General features: G+C 61.1%; 18 protein-coding genes and 1 pseudogene. 10 read left to right on the top strand and 9 right to left on the bottom strand.

Features of this window, described 5'->3' with window-relative positions:
- Positions 1–176: 176 nt before the first annotated feature.
- Positions 177–1457 (top strand): MFS transporter, encoded by a 1281-nt coding sequence (locus PCE31107_RS22320; RefSeq protein ID WP_281352602.1) that lies wholly within the window; start codon positions 177–179, stop codon positions 1455–1457.
- A gap of 477 nt (positions 1458–1934) precedes the next feature.
- On the opposite strand, the gene PCE31107_RS22325 is transcribed toward PCE31107_RS22320, so the two are convergent.
- The 7 genes from PCE31107_RS22325 to PCE31107_RS22355 all read right to left on the bottom strand — a co-directional run bounded on the left by PCE31107_RS22325 (position 1935) and on the right by PCE31107_RS22355 (position 9848).
- Positions 1935–3260 (bottom strand): MFS transporter, encoded by a 1326-nt coding sequence (locus PCE31107_RS22325; RefSeq protein ID WP_130026425.1) that lies wholly within the window; start codon positions 3258–3260, stop codon positions 1935–1937.
- 154 nt (positions 3261–3414) lie between these two features.
- Positions 3415–4653, bottom strand: coding sequence for an MFS transporter (locus PCE31107_RS22330; RefSeq protein ID WP_246181942.1), 1239 nt, complete (start codon positions 4651–4653; stop codon positions 3415–3417).
- 38 nt (positions 4654–4691) lie between these two features.
- A complete protein-coding gene (locus PCE31107_RS22335; RefSeq protein ID WP_150610706.1) occupies positions 4692–5738 on the bottom strand; it encodes an amidohydrolase family protein in 1047 nt (348 codons plus the stop codon).
- Between the two features lie 13 nt (positions 5739–5751).
- On the bottom strand, positions 5752–7170 hold the full coding sequence (locus PCE31107_RS22340) for an MFS transporter (protein WP_150610707.1): 1419 nt from the start codon (positions 7168–7170) through the stop codon (positions 5752–5754).
- Between the two features lie 79 nt (positions 7171–7249).
- On the bottom strand, positions 7250–8179 hold the full coding sequence (locus PCE31107_RS22345; protein WP_150610708.1) for an SMP-30/gluconolactonase/LRE family protein: 930 nt from the start codon (positions 8177–8179) through the stop codon (positions 7250–7252).
- Positions 8180–8202: 23 nt separating this feature from the next.
- Positions 8203–9150, bottom strand: a complete 948-nt coding sequence (locus PCE31107_RS22350) for an NAD(P)-dependent oxidoreductase (RefSeq protein ID WP_130026429.1) — start codon at positions 9148–9150, stop codon at positions 8203–8205.
- Entirely contained in the window at positions 9150–9848 is a 699-nt protein-coding gene (locus PCE31107_RS22355) for an RraA family protein (RefSeq protein WP_017231947.1), read from the bottom strand. The genes PCE31107_RS22350 and PCE31107_RS22355 overlap by 1 nt, the downstream gene beginning before the upstream one ends.
- Before the next feature lie 161 nt (positions 9849–10009).
- Here PCE31107_RS22355 and PCE31107_RS22360 point away from each other — a divergent pair, with 161 nt between their 5' ends.
- From PCE31107_RS22360 to PCE31107_RS22370, 3 genes are all read left to right on the top strand, one after another.
- Positions 10010–10720, top strand: a complete 711-nt coding sequence (locus PCE31107_RS22360) for an IclR family transcriptional regulator (protein ID WP_130026430.1) — start codon at positions 10010–10012, stop codon at positions 10718–10720.
- Between the two features lie 314 nt (positions 10721–11034).
- On the top strand, positions 11035–11238 hold the full coding sequence (locus tag PCE31107_RS22365) for a cold-shock protein (protein WP_017231945.1): 204 nt from the start codon (positions 11035–11037) through the stop codon (positions 11236–11238).
- 204 nt (positions 11239–11442) lie between these two features.
- Entirely contained in the window at positions 11443–11673 is a 231-nt protein-coding gene (locus PCE31107_RS22370; RefSeq protein ID WP_130026431.1) for a hypothetical protein, read from the top strand.
- 239 nt (positions 11674–11912) lie between these two features.
- Here the strand turns inward: PCE31107_RS22370 and PCE31107_RS22375 are convergent, their stop codons facing one another.
- The gene (locus PCE31107_RS22375) at positions 11913–12569 is read right to left on the bottom strand and encodes a helix-turn-helix domain-containing protein (protein WP_150610714.1); all 657 of its coding nucleotides are present in this window, start codon (positions 12567–12569) and stop codon (positions 11913–11915) included.
- 184 nt (positions 12570–12753) lie between these two features.
- Here PCE31107_RS22375 and PCE31107_RS22380 point away from each other — a divergent pair, with 184 nt between their 5' ends.
- The 6 genes and pseudogenes from PCE31107_RS22380 (at position 12754) to PCE31107_RS22405 (ending at position 17649) form a co-directional block, all read left to right on the top strand.
- Positions 12754–13107: a RidA family protein gene (locus PCE31107_RS22380; RefSeq protein ID WP_150610709.1), complete on the top strand. Its 354-nt coding sequence runs from the start codon at positions 12754–12756 to the stop codon at positions 13105–13107.
- Between the two features lie 148 nt (positions 13108–13255).
- Positions 13256–14488 (top strand): NAD(P)/FAD-dependent oxidoreductase, encoded by a 1233-nt coding sequence (locus PCE31107_RS22385; protein WP_150610710.1) that lies wholly within the window; start codon positions 13256–13258, stop codon positions 14486–14488.
- 214 nt (positions 14489–14702) lie between these two features.
- Positions 14703–15082 (top strand): annotated as a pseudogene (locus PCE31107_RS22390) (transposase); the annotation flags it as partial.
- A 140-nt stretch (positions 15083–15222) separates the two neighbouring features.
- Positions 15223–16632, top strand: coding sequence for a MocR-like pyridoxine biosynthesis transcription factor PdxR (gene pdxR, locus PCE31107_RS22395; protein WP_150610711.1), 1410 nt, complete (start codon positions 15223–15225; stop codon positions 16630–16632).
- A 120-nt stretch (positions 16633–16752) separates the two neighbouring features.
- Positions 16753–17169: a cupin domain-containing protein gene (locus PCE31107_RS22400; RefSeq protein WP_150610715.1), complete on the top strand. Its 417-nt coding sequence runs from the start codon at positions 16753–16755 to the stop codon at positions 17167–17169.
- Positions 17170–17193: 24 nt separating this feature from the next.
- On the top strand, positions 17194–17649 hold the full coding sequence (locus PCE31107_RS22405) for a carboxymuconolactone decarboxylase family protein (protein ID WP_130026436.1): 456 nt from the start codon (positions 17194–17196) through the stop codon (positions 17647–17649).
- 1098 nt (positions 17650–18747) lie between these two features.
- Here PCE31107_RS22405 and PCE31107_RS22410 read toward each other — a convergent pair.
- Positions 18748–18945, bottom strand: coding sequence for a hypothetical protein (locus PCE31107_RS22410; protein ID WP_150610712.1), 198 nt, complete (start codon positions 18943–18945; stop codon positions 18748–18750).
- Between the last annotated feature and the right edge of the window lie 637 nt (positions 18946–19582).

A 19582-nucleotide genomic window follows, 5' to 3' on the forward strand; every position in this document is an offset into this window, starting at 1 on the left:
CGGTTTTTGATTTCAGTTGATATGCATTGTGCATTATATATAATCGACAATCGTTTGTGAAGGGCATCGGGCGCTTCGCAGGGAACCCAACACTTAGGAGACGTCATGCAAGCACTGTGGGCCATGCGGCCGCCGGGGCGACGCGATACCGGTTCGCGGTATTCGCGTTGATCGTGGTGATTGCCCTCGTGAACTACATTGACCGCGGCGCGATTTCGTACTCGGCGGCGCAGATCACGTCCGAATACGGCTTCGACCGCGCGGGCTGGGGCGCGGTCCTCGGCTATTTCGGCTACGGCTATATGTTTGGCGCGCTGTTCGGCGGTGCGCTGGCCGACCGGCTGGGCGCGAAGCGGGTGTGGGTGATTGCGGGCATCGCATGGTCGGCGTTTGCCATCGCCATGATCTGGGCGGGCGACATCGGGATCGCGGTCTTTGGCGGGTCGGCCCTGACCGGGTTCGCAACGATCCGCGTGCTGTTCGGGTTTGCCGAGGGACCGGCCTACTCCATCATCAACAAGACGATGTCCGCATGGGCATCGCCGTCGGAGCGCGGCTTCGCGGTGTCCATCGGGCTGCTGAGCACCCCGCTTGGCGCCCTGCTGACGGCCCCGGTCGCGGTGGGATTGCTGCTGCTCACCGATAGCTGGCGAACGATGTATATCGTGCTCGGCGCGGCGGGTTTCGTGCTGATCGCATTGTTTGCGCGCGTCTATACGAATCGCCCCGAGGACAACCCGCGCGTGAACGCCGCCGAGTTGGCGCAGATTCAGGCGGGGCGTCCGGCCCAGAACGCGTTGGCGGCAGCGGCGGCCAGCGCTTTGCCATGGTGGAGCTTCTTCAGGAGCAAGACGCTGGTCTTCAACTCGATAGGCTACTTCGCGTTCATCTATGTCAACTTCATGCTGTTGACCTGGACGCCGAAATATCTCGCCGACGAGTTTCATTTCACGCTGTCGTCGCTCTGGTATATCGGCATGATTCCGTGGACGGGCGCGTGCGTGACCGTGCTGCTCGGGGGACGCATTTCCGACTGGCTGTATCGCAAGACGGGCAAGCTGGTGGTAGCGCGGAGCTGGTTCGCGGCGGCGGCCCTCACGTGCACCACGTTGTGCTTCCTGTTGGTGTCGCAGGCACAGAGCGTGTGGACGGTGATCGCGCTGATGACGCTGGGCAATGCGCTCAACGCGCTGCCGAACTCGGTGTATTGGGCGGTGGTGATCGACACGGCGCCGACGCGCGTGGGCACGTTCAGCGGGCTGATGCACTTCATTGCGAACATCGCGTCGGTACTCGCACCGACGTTGGCCGGCATTCTGTCCGCCAAATATGGCTACTCGTCGATGTTCGTCGCGACGGCGGTGGCGACGGCGGTGGGTGTGTTTGCGATGCTGCAGGTTCGGCCGGGGGTTGGGCCGGATGTGGGGCGGCGCGATGCCAGGGCGGCGTCGGCCTGATTCCGTGCGAAGCGCCCGCCGGCCGATATGCGGGCGGGCGCTTCGCGTCCCTCGGCGCTTAGCAGTTCCCCTTTTTCGCCTGCCCCGGGGGGCAGAAGCCGTTACCCGGGCCGCCACGTCCGCCGTAACCGCCATCATCGGGAAGATAGACGGCACAACTCGCCAGCAGTACGGTCGTGGCCAGAAGTAGAAACGTGAGCTTGCGCATTTGGGGGGATCTCCGGGTGAGGATTCGGAACGGGATACCAGAATCGCAAAATGTATCGCCATTCTACCCTTTGCAGTGCTCGCAAGCCGCCGGGTGACAGGGATGTCCCCATCCCCGCACCCGTGACGCCTGATCGCGCCGGCAGCGCAAATCATCTCTCCTCGATCCGGCCGGGATGAACACCCCGGCCTATTGCGAGGGCCGCTAGGGCCGCGTGGGCGGCAAGGGATGCCGGCACTCGCGTCCGGATTCGGGTTCGGGCTTCATACTCAAGCCGCCTCCGTCTTGCCGGTCAGCTGTGATTCGCCGCCCTTGCGCGTCAGGAGCAGCAGCGTGGCCACGCTCACGAGGGTCAGCACCGCGAGCGGCATCAGCGCGAGCGCATAGCTGCCCGTCGCCGCCTTGACCCACCCGTAGACATTTACCATCAGTCCGCCGCCCAGCAGGTTAGCGATGGCGTTGACCGTGGCGAGACCGGCCGCGACCGCGCTGTTCGACAGCATGTCGGTCGCAAGCGCCCAGAACGGGCCCTTGAACGAGTAGGCGCCAACCAACACCGCGCAGAGCATGCAGAGCGTCGGCGCCAGCGACCCGCTCAGCGACGTGCCAAACAAACCGAGACCAATCAGCAGCATCGGCACGACGGTATGCCAGCGGCGTTCTCCCAGCCGGTCCGACCGGCGGCCCCAATACACCATCAACACCGACGACAGCGCATAGGGCACGGCGTTCAACAAACCGGTCTGCATGACCGTGAGGCCAAACGATTTCAGTAACTGCGGTTGCCAGACGGACAACGTGCTGCCCGCGGCCGAGGCGCAGGTGTCGACGAGCGCCAGGCACAGCACGTACCGGTTGCGGAAGAGCTTCGTCAACGGCATCGACGCGACCTTCTTCGGCGCCTTGTGCTCCGCGGCGAGCGTGTTCGCGAGCCATGTCCGTTCGTCCTCGTTGAGCCATTTCGCGTCTTTCGGCTTGTTGGTCAGGAGGAACAGGCAGGCGATGCCGAGCAGGATCGTGGGCACGCCCTCCAGGATGAAGAGCCAGTGCCAACCGCGCAGCCCAGCGACACCGTCCATCTGGAGCAGCAACGCGGAAATCGGCGAGCCGATGAAGCTTGCCGCCGGAATGGCGACCATGAACGTGGCCACGATGCGCGCGCGATACGACGTGGGAATCCAGTACGAGAGGTACAGCAGAACCCCTGGAAAGAAGCCCGCTTCGGCCGCGCCCAGCAGGAATCGAAGGATGTAGAAGCTCGTCGCGTTGTGCACCAGCGCCATCGCCGCCGACACGATGCCCCACGTGATCATGATGCGAGCGATCCAGAGGCGCGCGCCATACTTCTGAAGCGCCAGGTTGCTAGGCACTTCGCAGAAGAAGTAGGAGATGAAGAACAGGCTGCTGCCGAATCCGAATACACGGGCCGACATGCCCAGATCGTGATTCATCTGGAGCGAAGCCATGCCGACGTTGCCCCGGTCGATGAAAGCGAGCAGATAACACACCATCAAAAATGGCACGAGTCGCCATACGACCTTGCGTAGGGTCTGGCGCTCAATTTCGGATTGCTCCGTGACACCCGCGAGTTGCATCGTTGTCTCCAAATTTATTATGTTCTCTGAATCGTTGCCGGGCGATATCGGGCGATATCGGACCTGACCCCGGCTGCCGACACGGCGCCCCTCGGGCCCCATATGGCGGCCATCGCCGCGCAGGCGATGCACACGCCCGGCGCGTGCGCCGCGCTCACGCAAGCGTCTTTCCCCGGGTTTCCGGTGCGAAGAAGACGACGATCGCCGCCGCAATGAAGGCGACAATCGTCGTCGACAGGCCGAGGACGAAACCACCCGACGTCGACGCCAGGGCGCCAATGACCAACGGTGCGATAAAGCCGCCGAGTCGTCCGCCGTTGTAAGCGAGTCCCATGAGGAACCCCCGCTTTGACGTGTTCCCGATGATCTCCGCGAGGAACGGCCCGGCGCCGGCGAAAATCCCGTTGACGCTGAAGCCCGTGAAGAATATCGCCACCATGAGCAGCGCCGCATTCGCCGACACGATGTACACGAGCACAGCCCCCGCGCCCACCAGCAGATAGGCCAGGAACATCGGACGGCGACCGAGGCGGTCGACAAAGGCCGAGAACAGCAGGAACCCCGTGATGGCGCCGAACTGAAGTGAGAGCACAAACTTCAGGCTATGCACGAAGTCGAGGTGTTTCACCGTGACGAGGAATGTCGGCGTCCAGGTGAACACCCCCCAGTAGAGGTATTGCAGGAAGAAGATGAACGTGAACGCGAGCAGAAGACCGCGAACGTTGAGCTTCTCGTCGCTCGCCTGGGCGCCGCTCGCGGGCGTTGCGCTCGCCTGCCGCCGCTCGAGCCAGATAGGCGACTCAGGCGTCTTGCGTGCCACCCAGAAGAGGATGAAAAACGGCAGCGCGCCAATCAGGAAAAGCAGACGCCAACCGCTGTCGACAAGACCACCGTACGCGGCGCTCACGATGCCGGAAATCGCAATCGCGAGAATGGCGCCGATGGGCAGCCCCATCTGCATAAGCGCCCCACCCTTGCCGCGACGGCTCGCATGCCAGGTCTCCGCAATGAGGGCTGCACCGGCAGTCCATGTCCCGCCCATGCCCAACGCCCCGAAGAAGCGCAGCGTCGCAAACCAATGCTCGTTGGGCGCGAACGCCAGCAAGCCGGAAAACAGCGAGTAGATGCCAATGCACAGCAGCGCCGTGCGCACGCGTCCCAGGCGGTCGGAGACGTAACCGAAGAGAATGCCGCCGACGATCTGTCCGGCCGCCGTGATGCTGGTGAACAGGCCGAGCTGCGCCTTGCTCAATCCAAACTGAAGGGCCAGTGTCGGCAGCAAAAGCGAGAGCAGGAACGAGTCGTAGCTCTCGAACGTCCATCCCAGGCCAGCCAGCGAGAGCGAGCGCCATTCGCCCTTGGTGATGGCCTTGTAGCCGCTCGCGTGTCCCATATCGGTGAGGCTTGCCTCGGAGAGGCTTGCACTAGTCTTCATTCTTTGTCTCCTGACATATCTAAGCGATAGACCGACGCGGCCGTGCGGCTGAACAGCGCCGCCTTTTCATCGGCCGACATCGCACTCGCCAATCTTTTGAAGGCATTCCACAGAACGCCGTAGCTGAACATCCCCTTGTCGACGGGGAAATTGCTCTCGAACAGGCAGCGGTTCGCACCGAAGAGGTCGAGGCAGGTGTCGAAATACGGCCGCCATGCGGCGGCGAGCATGTCGGACGACGGGGGCAATTCGTTTGCGGCGAACCCGAAACCGAACACGCTCAGGCCCGCACCCCCCAACTTGATCACGGTGTTCGGCAGACTGGCCAGTCGCGCCAGCCCGCGCGTCCAGCGCGCCCGAACGTCCTCTGCGGCGTTGGCGTGAGGCCCGACGCCCAGGGGGCCGCCAAAGTGATCGATGACGACAGTCACCTCCGGTGCACTCAGCGCCAGCGCATACAACTGATCGAGTTGCGTGTGATAAACCCAGGCATCGAGCGACAGGCGGTGCTTCGCGAGGGTTCGCACGCCTTGCTGAAACGCCGGGTTTTCCATGAGGTCGCGCGGCGGCGTGACGGGGCTGGAGCTGACCGCAGGACTCTCGTGCCACGCGAGCGGATTGCGAATCCCGCGCAGCCTGCCCCCGGACGCCTGCAGCATGGCCTCGAGTACGCTCTCCAGATCCCGCCCCAGCGTCAGGTCCGCGCCCCCGACGATGGCCTGGCAGACCCTCGTCGGCCCGTAAGCCCCACTGGCGAACATCGCCGCGACACCGTTGGCGAACTCGACTTCTCCGAGCGGTTTCATCGGCTCCGGACCATCGCGTCGGAGCATCGATCGACACTGGACGTAGACCGTCGACACAATGCGGTGCCCGCTCGCGACATCCTTGCCGAATTCATCGGCGAGATACCGCCCGGTTTGACGGTCCCAGAGATGGTGATGCGCGTCGACGATGGGCAGCGCCGGTTCGAGCGCGGCTTCTTCGCGCAAGGCCAGCCATGCTTCGCGAACCGGCAGGTGAGGCGCATGGACGATTTGCATGGCGCGGTCCCCGTCAGCCGTTCGAGCGCATGCCGTTTGCGGCGTCGACCCCATCGTGTCCCGGATCGGACACCGCTTCGCCAGCGTTCGCCCCGGGGTCGCCCAGCCATGCCGTGGTCAGTGCGCCCACCAGCAAGAAGGCCGACACAGCAATCAACGGTGCGGTGAAGCCGCCCGAGACGTGCTTGAGCGCACCGATCATCGAGGGTCCGACAAACCCACCGAGATTTCCGACCGAGACGATCAACGCAAGGCCACCGGCGGCGGCGCGTCCGGTGAGGAAGCCAGACGGAATGGCCCAGTAAGTCGCCTGGAACGCGAGAATGCCGCTGACGGTAAAGCTCAACGCAATCAGCTTGAGCACCGGCGCGTCGACGAACGTGCTGATGCAAAGCGCCACCGCCGCGACCCCCAGGGCGCCGGCGACATACGGAATGCGGTGCTTCGCACGATTCGCGACGCGTGCCCACACGATCATGACGACCGCACCGATGGCGTACGGAATCGAGGTCAGCCAGCCCACCACCGAGTGCGCAACGCCAAACTGCTTGATGATTTGCGGCATCCAGAGGCCGACACCCAGCGAGCCCACGATGCCGCAGAAGTTGATGAACGCCAGCACGAAGACCCGCCAGTTCGTCATGGCGTCACGCAGGCTGCTGCCATGCTTGGTCCCGATGTCGCGCTGCTCGTGCGCGATGCGCCGCTCCAGGAGCGTTCGCTCGGCCTGCGTCAGCCACTTCGCTTTCGCCGGCCGGTCGGCCAGCACGAAGAGGCAAACCACACCGAGGACCACCGCCGGCAGGCCTTCCATGAGCAGCAGCCATTGCCAACTGCGCAGACCGTGCAGGCCGCCCAGTTGCAGCAACGCCCCCGAAATCGGCGAGCCGAACATGTTCGCGACGGGAATGCCGACGAGGAACGCGGCGGTGACCTTCGCGCGCCATTTCCCCGGGAACCAGTGCGTGAAATAGAGATAAATGCCGGGCGTGAAGCCCGCTTCGGCGAGGCCGAGAAGAAAGCGCGCGGCCGCGAAGCTCTTGGGGCCGACGACGAAGGCCGTGGCCATCGAGAACAAGCCCCAGGTAATCATGATGCGCGCGATCCACACGCGCGCGCCGACCTTCTGCATGATGAGATTGCTCGGGATTTCGAAGAGGAAATACCCGATGAAGAACAACCCTGCGCCAAGGCCAAACTGTTCTGCGGTCAGCCCGAGATCCTTGTTCATCGTTAACGCGGCGAAGCCGACGTTGGTTCTGTCGAGGTAGCTCACGACATAGCAGAGAAAGATGAAAGGCAGAATCCGCCAGAACGCCTTGGCAAGCGTTCGCTCGCTCGCGGCATACTCGTCGCTCGCGAAGGGCTGACTGTGCGGCGTGTCGCGCCCGGTGGCGGCGGGCGCGGCGGTGATGGTTTGCGAAAGGGTCATGCTTGCTCCTCCACCGCACTACTTATGGTGCGATTTCCATTTATAGGGGGCACCGGGCAGACCACCCGGTGATCAAACGTCAGGACTTCGTCTTCGCCTGTTTGGGCAGCGGCCCGGGAATCGTCATCTCGGCTTTGAGCACGGTGCCCGTGACCGACTCCGTCATGAACAGCGTTTGCATGTCGGGGCCACCGAAGCACAGATTCGTGAGCGACGCCCCTTCCGGGCTGGTGAGTATGACCTCCGGCTCGGCGCGGTGGTTGAGCACCCATGCGCGACCGAGGCCCGGATTCGCGATGAAGAGCCGCCCGCTGACGTCGACCGTCAGGCCATCAGGCCCACTGGGGCCGTAAGAGGTGAAGAACTGGCCGACCTTGCTGACCGAGCCGTCGGACTGCAATGGCACGCGCCAGACGCAGTTGCCCCGCGTCATGGCGACGAAGAGGACCTTTTCGTCCGGCGAGAGCCCCAGCCCGTTGGGACTCGGGCACTGGCTCAGCAGCGTGTCCAGCTTGCCGTCTGGCGAGAGGCGATAGACGCGGCCCGTGGGATCGTGCAGGCCGGTCTGTCCCTGATCGGTGAAGTACAGGTTGCCGCGTGAATCGAAGGTGAGATCGTTCACACCGCGGAAGCGCTCGGTATTGCGACGCTCGAGGTACGGACGAACCTCACCGCGCGCGATATCGAGCAGCATCAGGCCGTTGCGATAGTCGGTGATGAGCAGATGCGCGTCGTCGAAACGCTTCATCCCGTTCGGTTCACCGTCGTACTGCACGACGAGATCCCATTCGCCCGAGGACGAAATACGGAAAATGCGCCCGTGCGGAATGTCGGTCACGAACAGGTAGCCGGCCGGATCCCAGACGGGTCCTTCCAGGAACGAGTCGGTGGCCATGCCGCCGCGATTCGCCAGCGCCCAGTCGGTCTGGACATCGGGCTTGCGGAACCGCGCCGGCATGCGCGTGAAGACGTCCGCTTCGCGCACTTCGGGTGTTGTGAGAAAGAACATGCGCTGCCCCCTGGATTCGAACGCTAGGCGGCGTTGCGTGCCGGCGCGTTGACGACGGCAAGCACGTTGGCGGCCGCGCCCTTCCCCATGTTCACGTAGGCCGCGTCGCTCACGCCGCCGATGTGCGGGGACAAGATGACGTTGGGAATGCCCTGGAACGGATGGGGCATGGCCATCGGCTCGACATCGAAACTATCGAGACCCGCCGCACGCAGTTGCCCGCTGGCGAGTGCCTGCGCGAGCGCCGCTTCGTCGATGAGGCCACCGCGCGCCGTGTTGACGAGAATGGCACCCGGCTTGAAGCGGCTGAGCGTTTCGCGGTTGAGCATCTGACGGTTCTCAGCGGTGAGCGGACAGTGCAGCGACACGACGTCCGACGCCGCATACAGTGCCTCGAGCGACACGAGCTTGACGCCTTGCGGTGCCTCTTTCGCATACGGGTCGAATGCCACGACTGTCATCCCGAATGACAAGCCCACGGCGGCGACCCGGCGCCCAATGGCCCCCAAGCCCACGAGACCGAGCGTGCGGCCCTCCAGTTCGACCGACTTGTGCGTGGCCTTGTCCCAATGGCCAGCTCGCAGGCGAGCGTCCAGATGGGGGACCGCCTTGGCGCAAGCGAGGATGAGCGCCCAGGCATGCTCGGCGACGGCGGCGGCGTTCGCCCCGACGGCGGCCAGCACGGCGATACCCCGCTCCTTTGCCGCCGCTTGGTCGATGACGTCGATGCCGCTGCCGTGCTTGGAGATCACGCGCAGATTCGCTGCCGCGTCCATGATCCGGGCATTGATCTTTCCGTAGCGCACGATGATGGCAACGGGCTTGTGGTGTTCACACAGGGCGACGATGTCGTCTTCCGTGGGCTGCTTTCCCGCGAAGATCAGCTCGAAGGCGTCGAGCATGGCGATGGCTTCGGGGGCGAGGTCAGCGGCGGTGACCAGCAGAACCGGCTTTTGCGTCACGGCAGTCATTACAGCGTCTCACCTTCGGCCAGCATGCCGGCGGCCCGCAATTCCTTCTCGACCCACGCCGGACGCAACTGCTCGCCGCGCAGAATGCCGTCGATGCGCGCCGTTTCTGCTTCGAGCTTCTTTTGCGCCAGATCGATGATGCGCGCCACGTCCTGCCGTGCAATGACGACAACGCCATCGGCATCGCCGACCACGAGGTCACCAGGATTCACCGCGGTGCCGCCCAGCGAGATGGGCGAATTCACCAGGCCGGCCACGCTCTTGGTCGGGCCGCACGGATTCAGGCCTGCCGAGAAAATCGGGTAGTCGCCGTTGGCGAGTTCGTGCGCGTCGCGCACGGCAGCGTCGATGATGATGCCCGCGATGCCGGTCGCCTTTGCCTGAGTGGCCATGATTTCTCCGAGCAGCGCGCAGCTCACGTCGCCCTTGCCGTCGACCACGATGACGTCGCCCGGCTGGGCGATCGCCAGCGCGGCATGGATAGCCAGATTATCGCCCTGGCGGACTTCGACAGTAATGGCCGGACCCGCGACTTTCATCTTTGGGGACAGCGGCTTCACCCGCCCGTGCACCGTGCCGCGACGGCCGGCGACGTCGGCAAGAATGGCGGCCTGATACTTGGCTGCCGCCTCGACAAGCTCGGGCGAGACGCGCTCGATGTTTCGTTGAATGGAAGTGCCTGCGGGAGTCGTGCTCATAATTTGACCTCAAATGACGCGCTGTACGATGTACAGAGCTAATGTACAGAGTGAAATAACTATAAGACAGGCGACGCATGATCGGCACTAGCGTTTACCCTTTTACTAGGTGAATTGATGCTGTACGATGTACAATGGCATCTATTTGACGGGGGATCGGGATGGGGAACGACGGGGTCGCCGCGGTCGAGAAAGCGCTATCGCTGCTCGACTGTTTCAAGCCGGGTGCGGAATCGCATTCTCTCGGTACGCTTTCGCAGGCGACCGGGATGCACAAGACGACCGTGTACCGACTGATGAACTCGCTTGAACGAATGGGCTATGTGGTGCGCTCGTCATCGGGCAACTATGCGCTCGGCCATCGACTGCTATATCTGGGCAAGCTGTTCGAGCAATCGTTTCACCTGTCGACGGTGGTCGAGCCGGTGTTGTTTGATCTGGCTGCGCTGGCGAAGGAAAGCGCATCGTACTACGTGCACGAGAATGGCAACCGGCTTTGCCTGTTCCGGGTTGAGCCGTCCGAGGGGCTGCGTGAGACGCGCCTTCCGGGCACGTCGCTGCCGCTGGACGACACGGCCATCGGCCAGGTCATTCGGGTCTGGGGGTTGAACGAGCCGCTGTACGAGCAACCGCCGACGATCCCCATTTTCACGTCGGGTGCGCGCGACGTGCATACCGCGGCGTTTGCGACGCCGGTGTTCGGTACCGATGACAAGTTCATGGCGGCACTCACGCTCTCCGGTCCGGCGTCGAGACTGAATGCTGCGCATGAATCCGGCGAGCTGGTGGTCCCGCAATTGCGCGCCGCAGCCGATTTGTCCCGGAAGCTCGGGGCGAGTGCCGCGTTTTGCGAGCGGTTCTACGGCGTATGAGCGCGGTGGGACGTGGGATCCTGGTTGGCGCCGACAGCGGAATCAAATGCGCGTGTGCGGTGCCGGTGGATGCCCGCCTCCTTTCTGGCGCACGACTTACGCGAAACAATGTATTGCCCGATAGTGGGCGCGGATCACGATATGCTTTGACATTCCCGATCCGCCCCTGTATTCTGGGCTTCGAAATATTCAAGAAGCTCGATTGCTGATCACCATTTTCCGCCTTGTCTGCGCGGTACTCGTTGTCCTCTCCTCTTCCTTGAAGTTTTTGTCGCTCCGCAGTGGAGCTGTATTTTTTATTTCAAGGATTCAATATGGATACCGGTACTGTTAAGTGGTTCAACGATAGCAAGGGCTTTGGCTTCATTACTCCTGACGCTGGCGGCGATGATCTCTTCGCTCACTTCTCGGAAGTTCGTGGCGATGGATTCAAGACGCTCGCGGAGAACCAGAAGGTGAGCTACGAGACGAAGCGTGGCCCGAAGGGCATGCAGGCCTCGAATATCACCCCGCTGTAACGTATTTCAAGGGCCGGTCTTCCGGCCCTTCGCTTGTCTGCCTCACGCGCGCGCTTCCTCGCGCAGCGACGCTCCCCCCCCGATCCGATCGCCACACCTCAACGTGTGCATCGTTTGTCGTTTAGACACACCCCGTCTTCCCCCAACTTTCAAATTGTCTTGCTTGTATGGCGCGAATGCCATGTGTGCGCTCGACAATCGCTAATGCAAAATATCGAACATCACCACCAATACAACGGCTATTCAATTGCCCCGTCCGCGCACCAACTCTCGGACGGCTGGTTTGCTGCCAACCTCCTGCTCGTCAGAGGCGGTCCCCTGGACGCCGATCCGGTTTCGTACAATTTCTACGCGCTCGACTATTTCGACAACGAAACGCAGGCCCTGGGACACGCCACCACGTGGGCGCGTGACTGGGTCGACAATCGCGGCTAGACGGCATTTCGATGTCGCAGCGGATTGAGTCAAAAAAAAGCCCTTGACGTACCGTCGCGGGCTCACTGACTTCGTTTCACCGCCTGGATACCCGACACCGAGTCAAGCGCCCAGAAGTCCCAGATGACCGGCACCCGACGATAGGCGTCCACAAAATCGTCGAGATCCACCGGAAAAGGTTCGCTCCATCCGGCCGGTGTTGTCCGACTCAACAACGAGTGGCGAGTCCCTGTCGACCCTCATCGCGAGCGCGACATTGCGGGCGGAACATGCATGTCTACACAGCAGACGACGGCGTCGACGCCAGAATCGTGCTCGCTCAGATAGACGTGCCCCACGCCACTGTCGAAATAAAGACTATCGCCTGGCGCCAGCCGGAATTCGCTGCCATTTTCAAACCGCAGCAACAAACTGCCTGACAAAACGAACACGAACTCTTCGCCCGCGTGGCGAATATAGTCAGGAAAATCTTCCAGCTTGCGCGCGCGGATGTGTGCACGCATCGGCACCATGCGCTTATTGGCAAGGTCGGAAGCGATCATGCCATAGCGATAGTTGGGGGTCTCGTATATCGTTTGCTTTCCCGCTTCAGTGAACGATGGACTCATCCCTGCGCTGAGTTCGTTGTTGCCATGCCCGAAAATGGCCGAGTAATCCAGGCCGAGTGCACGGGCAAGCGCGCCAAACTTATCGTAGGTGAGCGCAATGTCGCCGCGCTCCGCCTTTGAGATGGTCGATACAGCGACGCCTGAGCGCTCGCTCAACGTCTTGAGTGTCAGCCCGTTCTCCTTGCGCGCGCTTCGCAGTCGGGCGCCCACCGTTTCATGACTGACTTGGCCGTCGTCGCGCTTGTGCTTGCCTGACGACGCAGGCTTCTTGGGTGTAGGTGGCGTCATAGGACCTTCACTGAGCGTGCACGGTCCAGACAATACGAACCGAACACATGAAACCGATTGCGTTGATTTCTTAGCATTTTCTCGTATACGAGAACGTAAATTCTCATATATGATAACCGGAACAGTCACGTATGCCTTGCGTCTGCGTTGACCGCCGTATCGTCATTCTTCTCCGAGCCAAAAAATGAACAAAGAAATCACGCGTTTGCATACCAATGTCCGCATGAGTCAGGTGGTCATTGCGGGGGGTGTTGTATATCTGGCCGGGCAAGTGCCGATTACGCAATACGCCACGATTCCCGAGCAGACGAACGAAGTCTTGACGCAAATCGATGGGCTACTCGCCGAGGCGGGCGTCGACAAAACACGTCTTCTGACGGCGAACATCTGGCTTTCCGATGCTCGTTATTTTGACGAGTTCAACCGCGTATGGGACGCCTGGATTCCGCAGGGAAATGCACCAACGCGCGCGTGTGTTCAATCACTGTTGATGCGAGCCGGCTGCGACGTGGAAGTTGCCGTGACGGCGTTGGCCTAGGTCCGTGCGGCATTTGCCAGGTGACATCTACGATTGGGCGTTCACGACGCCATTGGGAATCGGTTGACCTATTCAAACCGCCCACTGTGGCGTTGCGACGCGACCACGCGGCTAGCCACGACAATGGGATAACGACAGTGTCTCCATCATGAAATTCGATGTTCTGGTACTCGGGGCCGGGATCGTCGGCGTCTCGACGGCTATCCATTTGCAGAGTCGTGGCCTTGCGACCGCGCTCATCGACCGTAGCAGGCCCGGTCGGGAAACGTCATTTGGCAACGCCGGATTGATACAGCGTGAAGGCGTGTATCCGTACGCGTTTCCTCGCGACATCGGAACGCTGCTTCACTATGCGCGAAATCAATCCACGGATGTGCGCTATCACCCGTCGGCGCTGCCGAGCATCGCCCCATTTCTCGTACGGTATTGGCATCACTCCGCGCCGCAACGACATGCCCGCATCGCCCGTCAATACAGCACACTGATCGAGCATTGCTTGACCGAGCACCAGGCACTCATCAAACGTGCGGGTGCGGACGATCTGCTACGCGAAGGCGGGTGGCTAAAGGTCTTCCATCGGCGTGATGCGTTCGACGCGGCGCTTCTCGATACCGAGCGCTGGCAACGTGAGTACGGTGTGCCCTTCGAACGACTCGACGCAGCGCAACTTCAGAGGGATGAGCCGTCGCTCTCGGCAACGCTCATCGGGGCCATTCGACATACGGCCTCGAGTTCGATTCGCGATCCCGGCGAATTGGTTACCCGCTACGCGCAGTACTTCACATCGATAGGTGGGCACATCATGCGCGGCGATGCGACCACGTTGAAGCCGCATTGGCGCGTACAGACCCTCGAGGGGGAAATCGAAGGTCGGCACGCCGTCGTGGCAATGGGGCCTTGGTCCGACACCATTACGCGTGCGCTGGGTTACCGGCTGCCGCTGGCGGTCAAGCGCGGCTATCACCGGCACTTTTTGCCCGACACCGGCGCACAACTGAATCAACCGGTGTTGGATGCCGAAAGCGGCTTTTTGCTGGCGCCGATGAACCAGGGAATTCGTCTGACAACGGGCGTCGAACTTGCGCTGCGCGACGCGCCTCGGACGCCGGTTCAGCTAGCGGCCGTCGAACCCCTGGCGAGACGGCTGTTCCCTCTGGGAAAGCCGGTCGAATCCGAGCCGTGGATGGGGTGTCGACCTTGCACTCCGGATATGCTCCCGGTCATTGGCCCGGCCCCCAACCATCGTGACCTTTGGTTTGCATTCGGTCACGCACATCACGGTCTGACGCTCGGCCCCGTGACCGGGCGTCTGATTGCCGAGATGCTTACTGGCGCGCCGACGTTGGTCGACCCGTCTCCATTTCGCGCCGATCGCTTCTGACCCGGTATCCCTTAGCGGCTCCGCTCGATATGTTCCGCAGCTCGGCGGCACGTCAGACATCAAAAGGTTCGTCGTGGAGAACCGCGGAGGTTTTCCGGGTAATTGATCATCTGACGCCAATAAGGACGGTGTTCTGAGAACAAATTGCTGGATCGCAAAGCACTGCAAGCGCGGGATTGCTGGAGCGGGTATCGAGTTGAGTGGGTGGAATGACCGCTCCCGGGAAACCGCCCGAGCATTTTTTGAGCAACTCCCCGAGGGCGTTGCCTAACGTATTGAGGCCGTCGCGATCGACATGAAAACGGCCTACGAGCTTGAAAGCAAGGCGAACTGTCCGCAGACTGGAATCGTCTACGACCTGTTCCACGTCCGGAACAATCCGTGCATCTGAGCGAGCTAATGCAAGCTAATCAGCCCTTGTTGTGCGTCTATTTACTACGCGACAAACTCAAGCGCCTGTGGTTCTGTTCTACCGAACGCCCCGTCCGTGCTCAGAAAGCGTGGGAACAATGGATGCATTAGGCTCAAGGTAGTGGGTTGGCTGCGTTGAAATCGATTGCCCAGCGCCTGCAAGGCGACTGGCACGGCATGCTTCACGTCATTTCCGGACCGCCCCAGACGGGCGCCCGATTTGGCGCCGGGACTGACTGGCGGCGTGACACCGAGAAAGTTACGCTTCCCATGGTTCAGGGAAAAGGTCCATTCTCGACAAATCCCAATGTACTATCGCGTTCATGCCCCCCCTTTCCATTGGCCTCGATCGCGCCGCACGTATCTCGCTGTCGGTGCAAATTTACAGCTCGATTCGAAATGCGATCGAGTCGGGCCAGCTTGCTGCGGGCGCGCGGCTGCCCTCGTGGTCGGATTTGGCCGCGCAGCTAGGTGTGTCCCGGGGTACCGTGCGTGCCGCCTATGAACGTCTGATCGATGAGCAGTTCGCGATCGGCCTTGGCGCGGCCGGCACCCGGATCGCCGCCCGGCCCTTGCCAACGACGACCACATGGTCGCCGGAAGCGCCGCCGCTGCCGGATTTGTTCAACGACTTCAGCACGGTGCCGTTGGCGTTTCAGATGGGTGTGCCTTCTCAAGACGCCTTTCCGTTCAAGCTCTGGTCACGCATTCAGGGACGCGCGGCGCGCAGAGCGGCAGCGGCTCCTGTCGGATACCCCGATCCCCGCGGCGATCCAGATTTGCGACAGGAGATCGCGGCGTATCTTGGCGTCGCTCGCGGGCTTCGATGCAGTCCCTCCCAGGTCTTCGTCACGGCAGGTTTCTCCGGCGCGCTCAATCTGGCGATTCGCGGCCTGCGCGTGGAAGGCAGACAAGCCTGGATGGAGGAGCCTGGCTTTCCGCTCACGCGTACGGCGCTTGGGCTGGCCGGCATGACGGTGGCAGGTGTACCGGTAGACGCGGACGGGCTCGATATAGAGGCTGGCATGCGGATCGCGCCCAGAGCCGCCCTCGCAGTGGTAACACCCGGCCAGCAGGCACCGCTCGGGATGACGATGTCGCTCCCTCGACGGATTTCACTGCTCGCCTGGGCCAAACAACACGACGCCTGGATTATCGAGGACGATTATCTCGGCGAATTGCAGTTGAAAGGTCGGGCCGCACCGGCCCTGGCCTCGCTCGATCAGGACGGCCGGATTCTGCACATTGGAACCTTCAGCAAGACAATCAGCCCGGCGCTGCGCTTGGGATTTCTCGTTGTCCCGCCGGACCTGGCACGCCGCTTCGGCGATATCACGGCATGTCTTTCGCCCGCCCCGGCGGCATCCGTGCAACACGCCGTCACTGAGTTCATGCACGATGGTCACTATCTTCGCCATCTGCGGCGCATGAAGCGCCTTTACACTGCCCGACAAGACGCCCTGGTTCGCTGTCTGAAGCAGCTGGCCTCGGATTCAATCAAAGTGCAGGCCTCCGCCGGCATGACGGTCGTGGTCGCGCTTCCACGATCGGTATCGGATATCGATATCGCTTTGCGGGCGCGAGCTTTCGGACTCGCCCCGGTTCCTCTCTCACCCTGGTACACGGGCAATCCGGGGCAGCAGGGGCTGCTGCTCGGCGTGACGAATCTGCAAGACAGAACGCTGACGGCCAACTGCTCACGCCTGCTGGAGCTCGTTCTCGGGCGCCACTGACGGACCGGTGGGACACGCTCCGTCATTGCTTCTTGGTACATCCAAACTGTTCATTCCTGGTGCTTTCGCGTGCCCGCGTGTCACACGACAATGCAGGAACACAAACGGAGCCCGACATCCATGAACATTCGATCCATCTTAGGAGCCGCCTGCACAGCCGTGACTCTGGGCATCGCCGTATCGGCCGCAGCGCATGGCGCGGCCGAGACCGTCACACCGAACTTTCGGCACGCCATTCCCAACATTCCGGGTAAATCGTTGACCGCCGTCGTCGTCGACTACGCACCGGGTGCAGCGTCGCCCGCGCATAGGCATGCGGGCTCCGCTTTCATTTACGCCTACGTCTTATCGGGCGAGATCGAGTCGCAGGTCGATGACGGTCCGAAGCGCGTCTATCAGGCCGGCGAGAGCTTCTTCGAAGCGCCCGGCGCGGTCCACCGCATCAGCCGCAACGCGAGCGAAACAAGGCCTGCCAAGTTGCTCGCCGTGTTTGTCGCGGACAGCAGCGACAAAACCTTGACCACCCCCATCAAGTAGATCACCCCTTCAAGGAGTTACCCCATGAGCAAGCGCCTCGACTACATCCAGATTGCGCCCGCGGGCGTCAAAGCCCTTGGCGGCGTCTACGGCTACGTCATGCAGAGCGACCTGTCGCCGGTGCTCGTCGACCTGGTCTACTTGCGCGTCTCGCAGATCAACAACTGTGCCTATTGCCTGGACATGCACACACGCGACCTGCTGAAAAAAGGCGTGGCGGTCGAAAAGCTGGCGCTCGTGCAGGCATGGAGGGAAGCGGGGCGTCTGTTCGACGACCGTGAGCGTGCTGCACTCGAGTGGGCCGAATCGGTCACGCTGGTTGCCCAGACCGGCGTACCGGACACGACCTACGACGCTGCCCGCGCAGTGTTCAATGAACGCGAGCTGGTTGACCTGACCATCGCCATCAGCCTGATGAATACCTATAACCGCATGGCGATCAGCTTCCGGAACACGCCTCAGGCCGTCACTGAGCAGTGAAGCGTCGACACGCTCGCCGCATAGAGAAAACGAAGGCACGCAGACAATAAGCCCTGCACAAACCATTGATTCCAAGAAAAAAAGCCCCTGACGTTACCGTCAGGGGCTTTTCTACTTCTTTGGTAGGCCGTGCTGGGTTCGAACCAGCGACCAAGGGATTATGAGTTTGCAGCTAACTGTGGATGCCTAGGAAAATTAAAGGAAGGCGACCGTAAGCAGAAACATCGAAAAGTATTTACGCGACAATAGGTTAGCGAAATTTTTGAAGGTTTGGCGAACTTTATGGGTGTACCTGGACTGTACTGAATTTAATCATTGTCGCAGCAGATCCGAGCGTCGACTCCGGCAGCCGTTGACGCATTTCTGGTCACCGCGATGAGGCTTGTTTCGCCCATTGAACGGTGCATGCCGAGGACCGGAAAAAACACGACTATCGACATCACGCAACTTGGCCTCCAGGCGTTCCCTTACGTAACGGCACCGCCGCCCATGAGTCGCCAGTTTCACCGGCGTCTAGAATAAACGCTCATCAACTGATACGCCAGTTTTGCGCTTCGCCCCATGCACGTCACTGCATTAACTTCAACCAATCCGCCTCCATGAATCCCGGCACGATTCACTAACAAATCCGCCGGCCGATCATGCATTTCCCTGTGGCTAAGCACGCCTCGATTGCCATTTCTCTGTCGCTAAAGCGAACGCCGACCTCTGGCCCAAATGATTGAAAATCATCATAATTCGCATCATGCTCGCGAAATAAGCCGACGTACGCGTATGTCGCAACCTCAATATCGTCAATATGTTTATTTAGATTAATCCATATCTCGAAACCATTAAAACTTTTCTCGACTATTTCCCACATTGCCGTACCTCCAACAATCCCCTCGAATAGTCAACGGGATCAGGAAAATAATTCTCTCATTGAGAGAGTTCTAATGGACGAAGAAGTCGAGACTTACGAATAGCAAAATAACGGACACTCCATTTCTGCGGCACTCAGACAATTGCTCGGTGTTTATGCCACGCTTGGGATGAAAATTCCGGCCGAGTCATGCACGTCTCCCGAGTGACACACTCCCCGAATTTTGATGCTATTGCTTACCACGCCGGCCGGACGGTGTACGCGTGGCGGAAATACGAGCGGCCAAACTGGGTTGGCTCAAAGCGCATTCCAACTCGATGTATCAACTCGCGAGCGAGTAAAGCGTTGATGACTGCATCCGATGGTTGATGAGGGCTTTTTTCAGCGATGCGCTGAAGTGCTGCGGTAATGGCCTGTACTGAAAGGGCGAGCATTTTTTGCTCCTGTAAGAATTTTAAGGCCCCCTCGCTCCGCGTTTCGATCGAGACCGCTCAGTTGGCCGGTTTGCGATCATCAGTGGTGCGTTGGCAGATCCACCGGCCAACGCGGCCGTGCTGAGCCAACGTCGTTGCCACGCTCCTTTGGCCCAATCCAATTGCGTAAGCAATGGATACGACGGAGAGGAATTTTGCTGTATCCGCTGGCGTATACGACGAATACAGAAACCAATTTGGAGGTGCAAACATTTCGGTCATACCTCAGTTGTGCGTCTACGGACGATGCCATCTGACAACGAGCCCCCAGACCTATCGCCCGCACGATTCGCGACGCCGATCGAATCAAACAGTCTGCGTTAGCGTCGAACGACCTTCGGTTCCAATGGAGACGCGGGATCGCTCGTAGCGACATTAGTGATCTGGACTGAAACTGCGAGCAACCGATCATGCTTTCGTCCCGCGCGGGCTGCGTCTGGGCCGCGAAACACAAAAGGTTCTAAACAAAAGCTTTCGTAGCACGAAGTGACGTGAGCCATATTTCCTCCGGCTCGGCGACCAGAGGTGGCTTCGCTCGTTCGGACAGTCTTCTGAGATTTTTAAGTGGAACGTCCGAGGCAATCATGCTGCCGATTTG

Source organism: Pandoraea cepalis, from assembly GCF_902459625.1.
Taxonomy (GTDB): Bacteria; Pseudomonadota; Gammaproteobacteria; order Burkholderiales; family Burkholderiaceae; genus Pandoraea; species Pandoraea cepalis.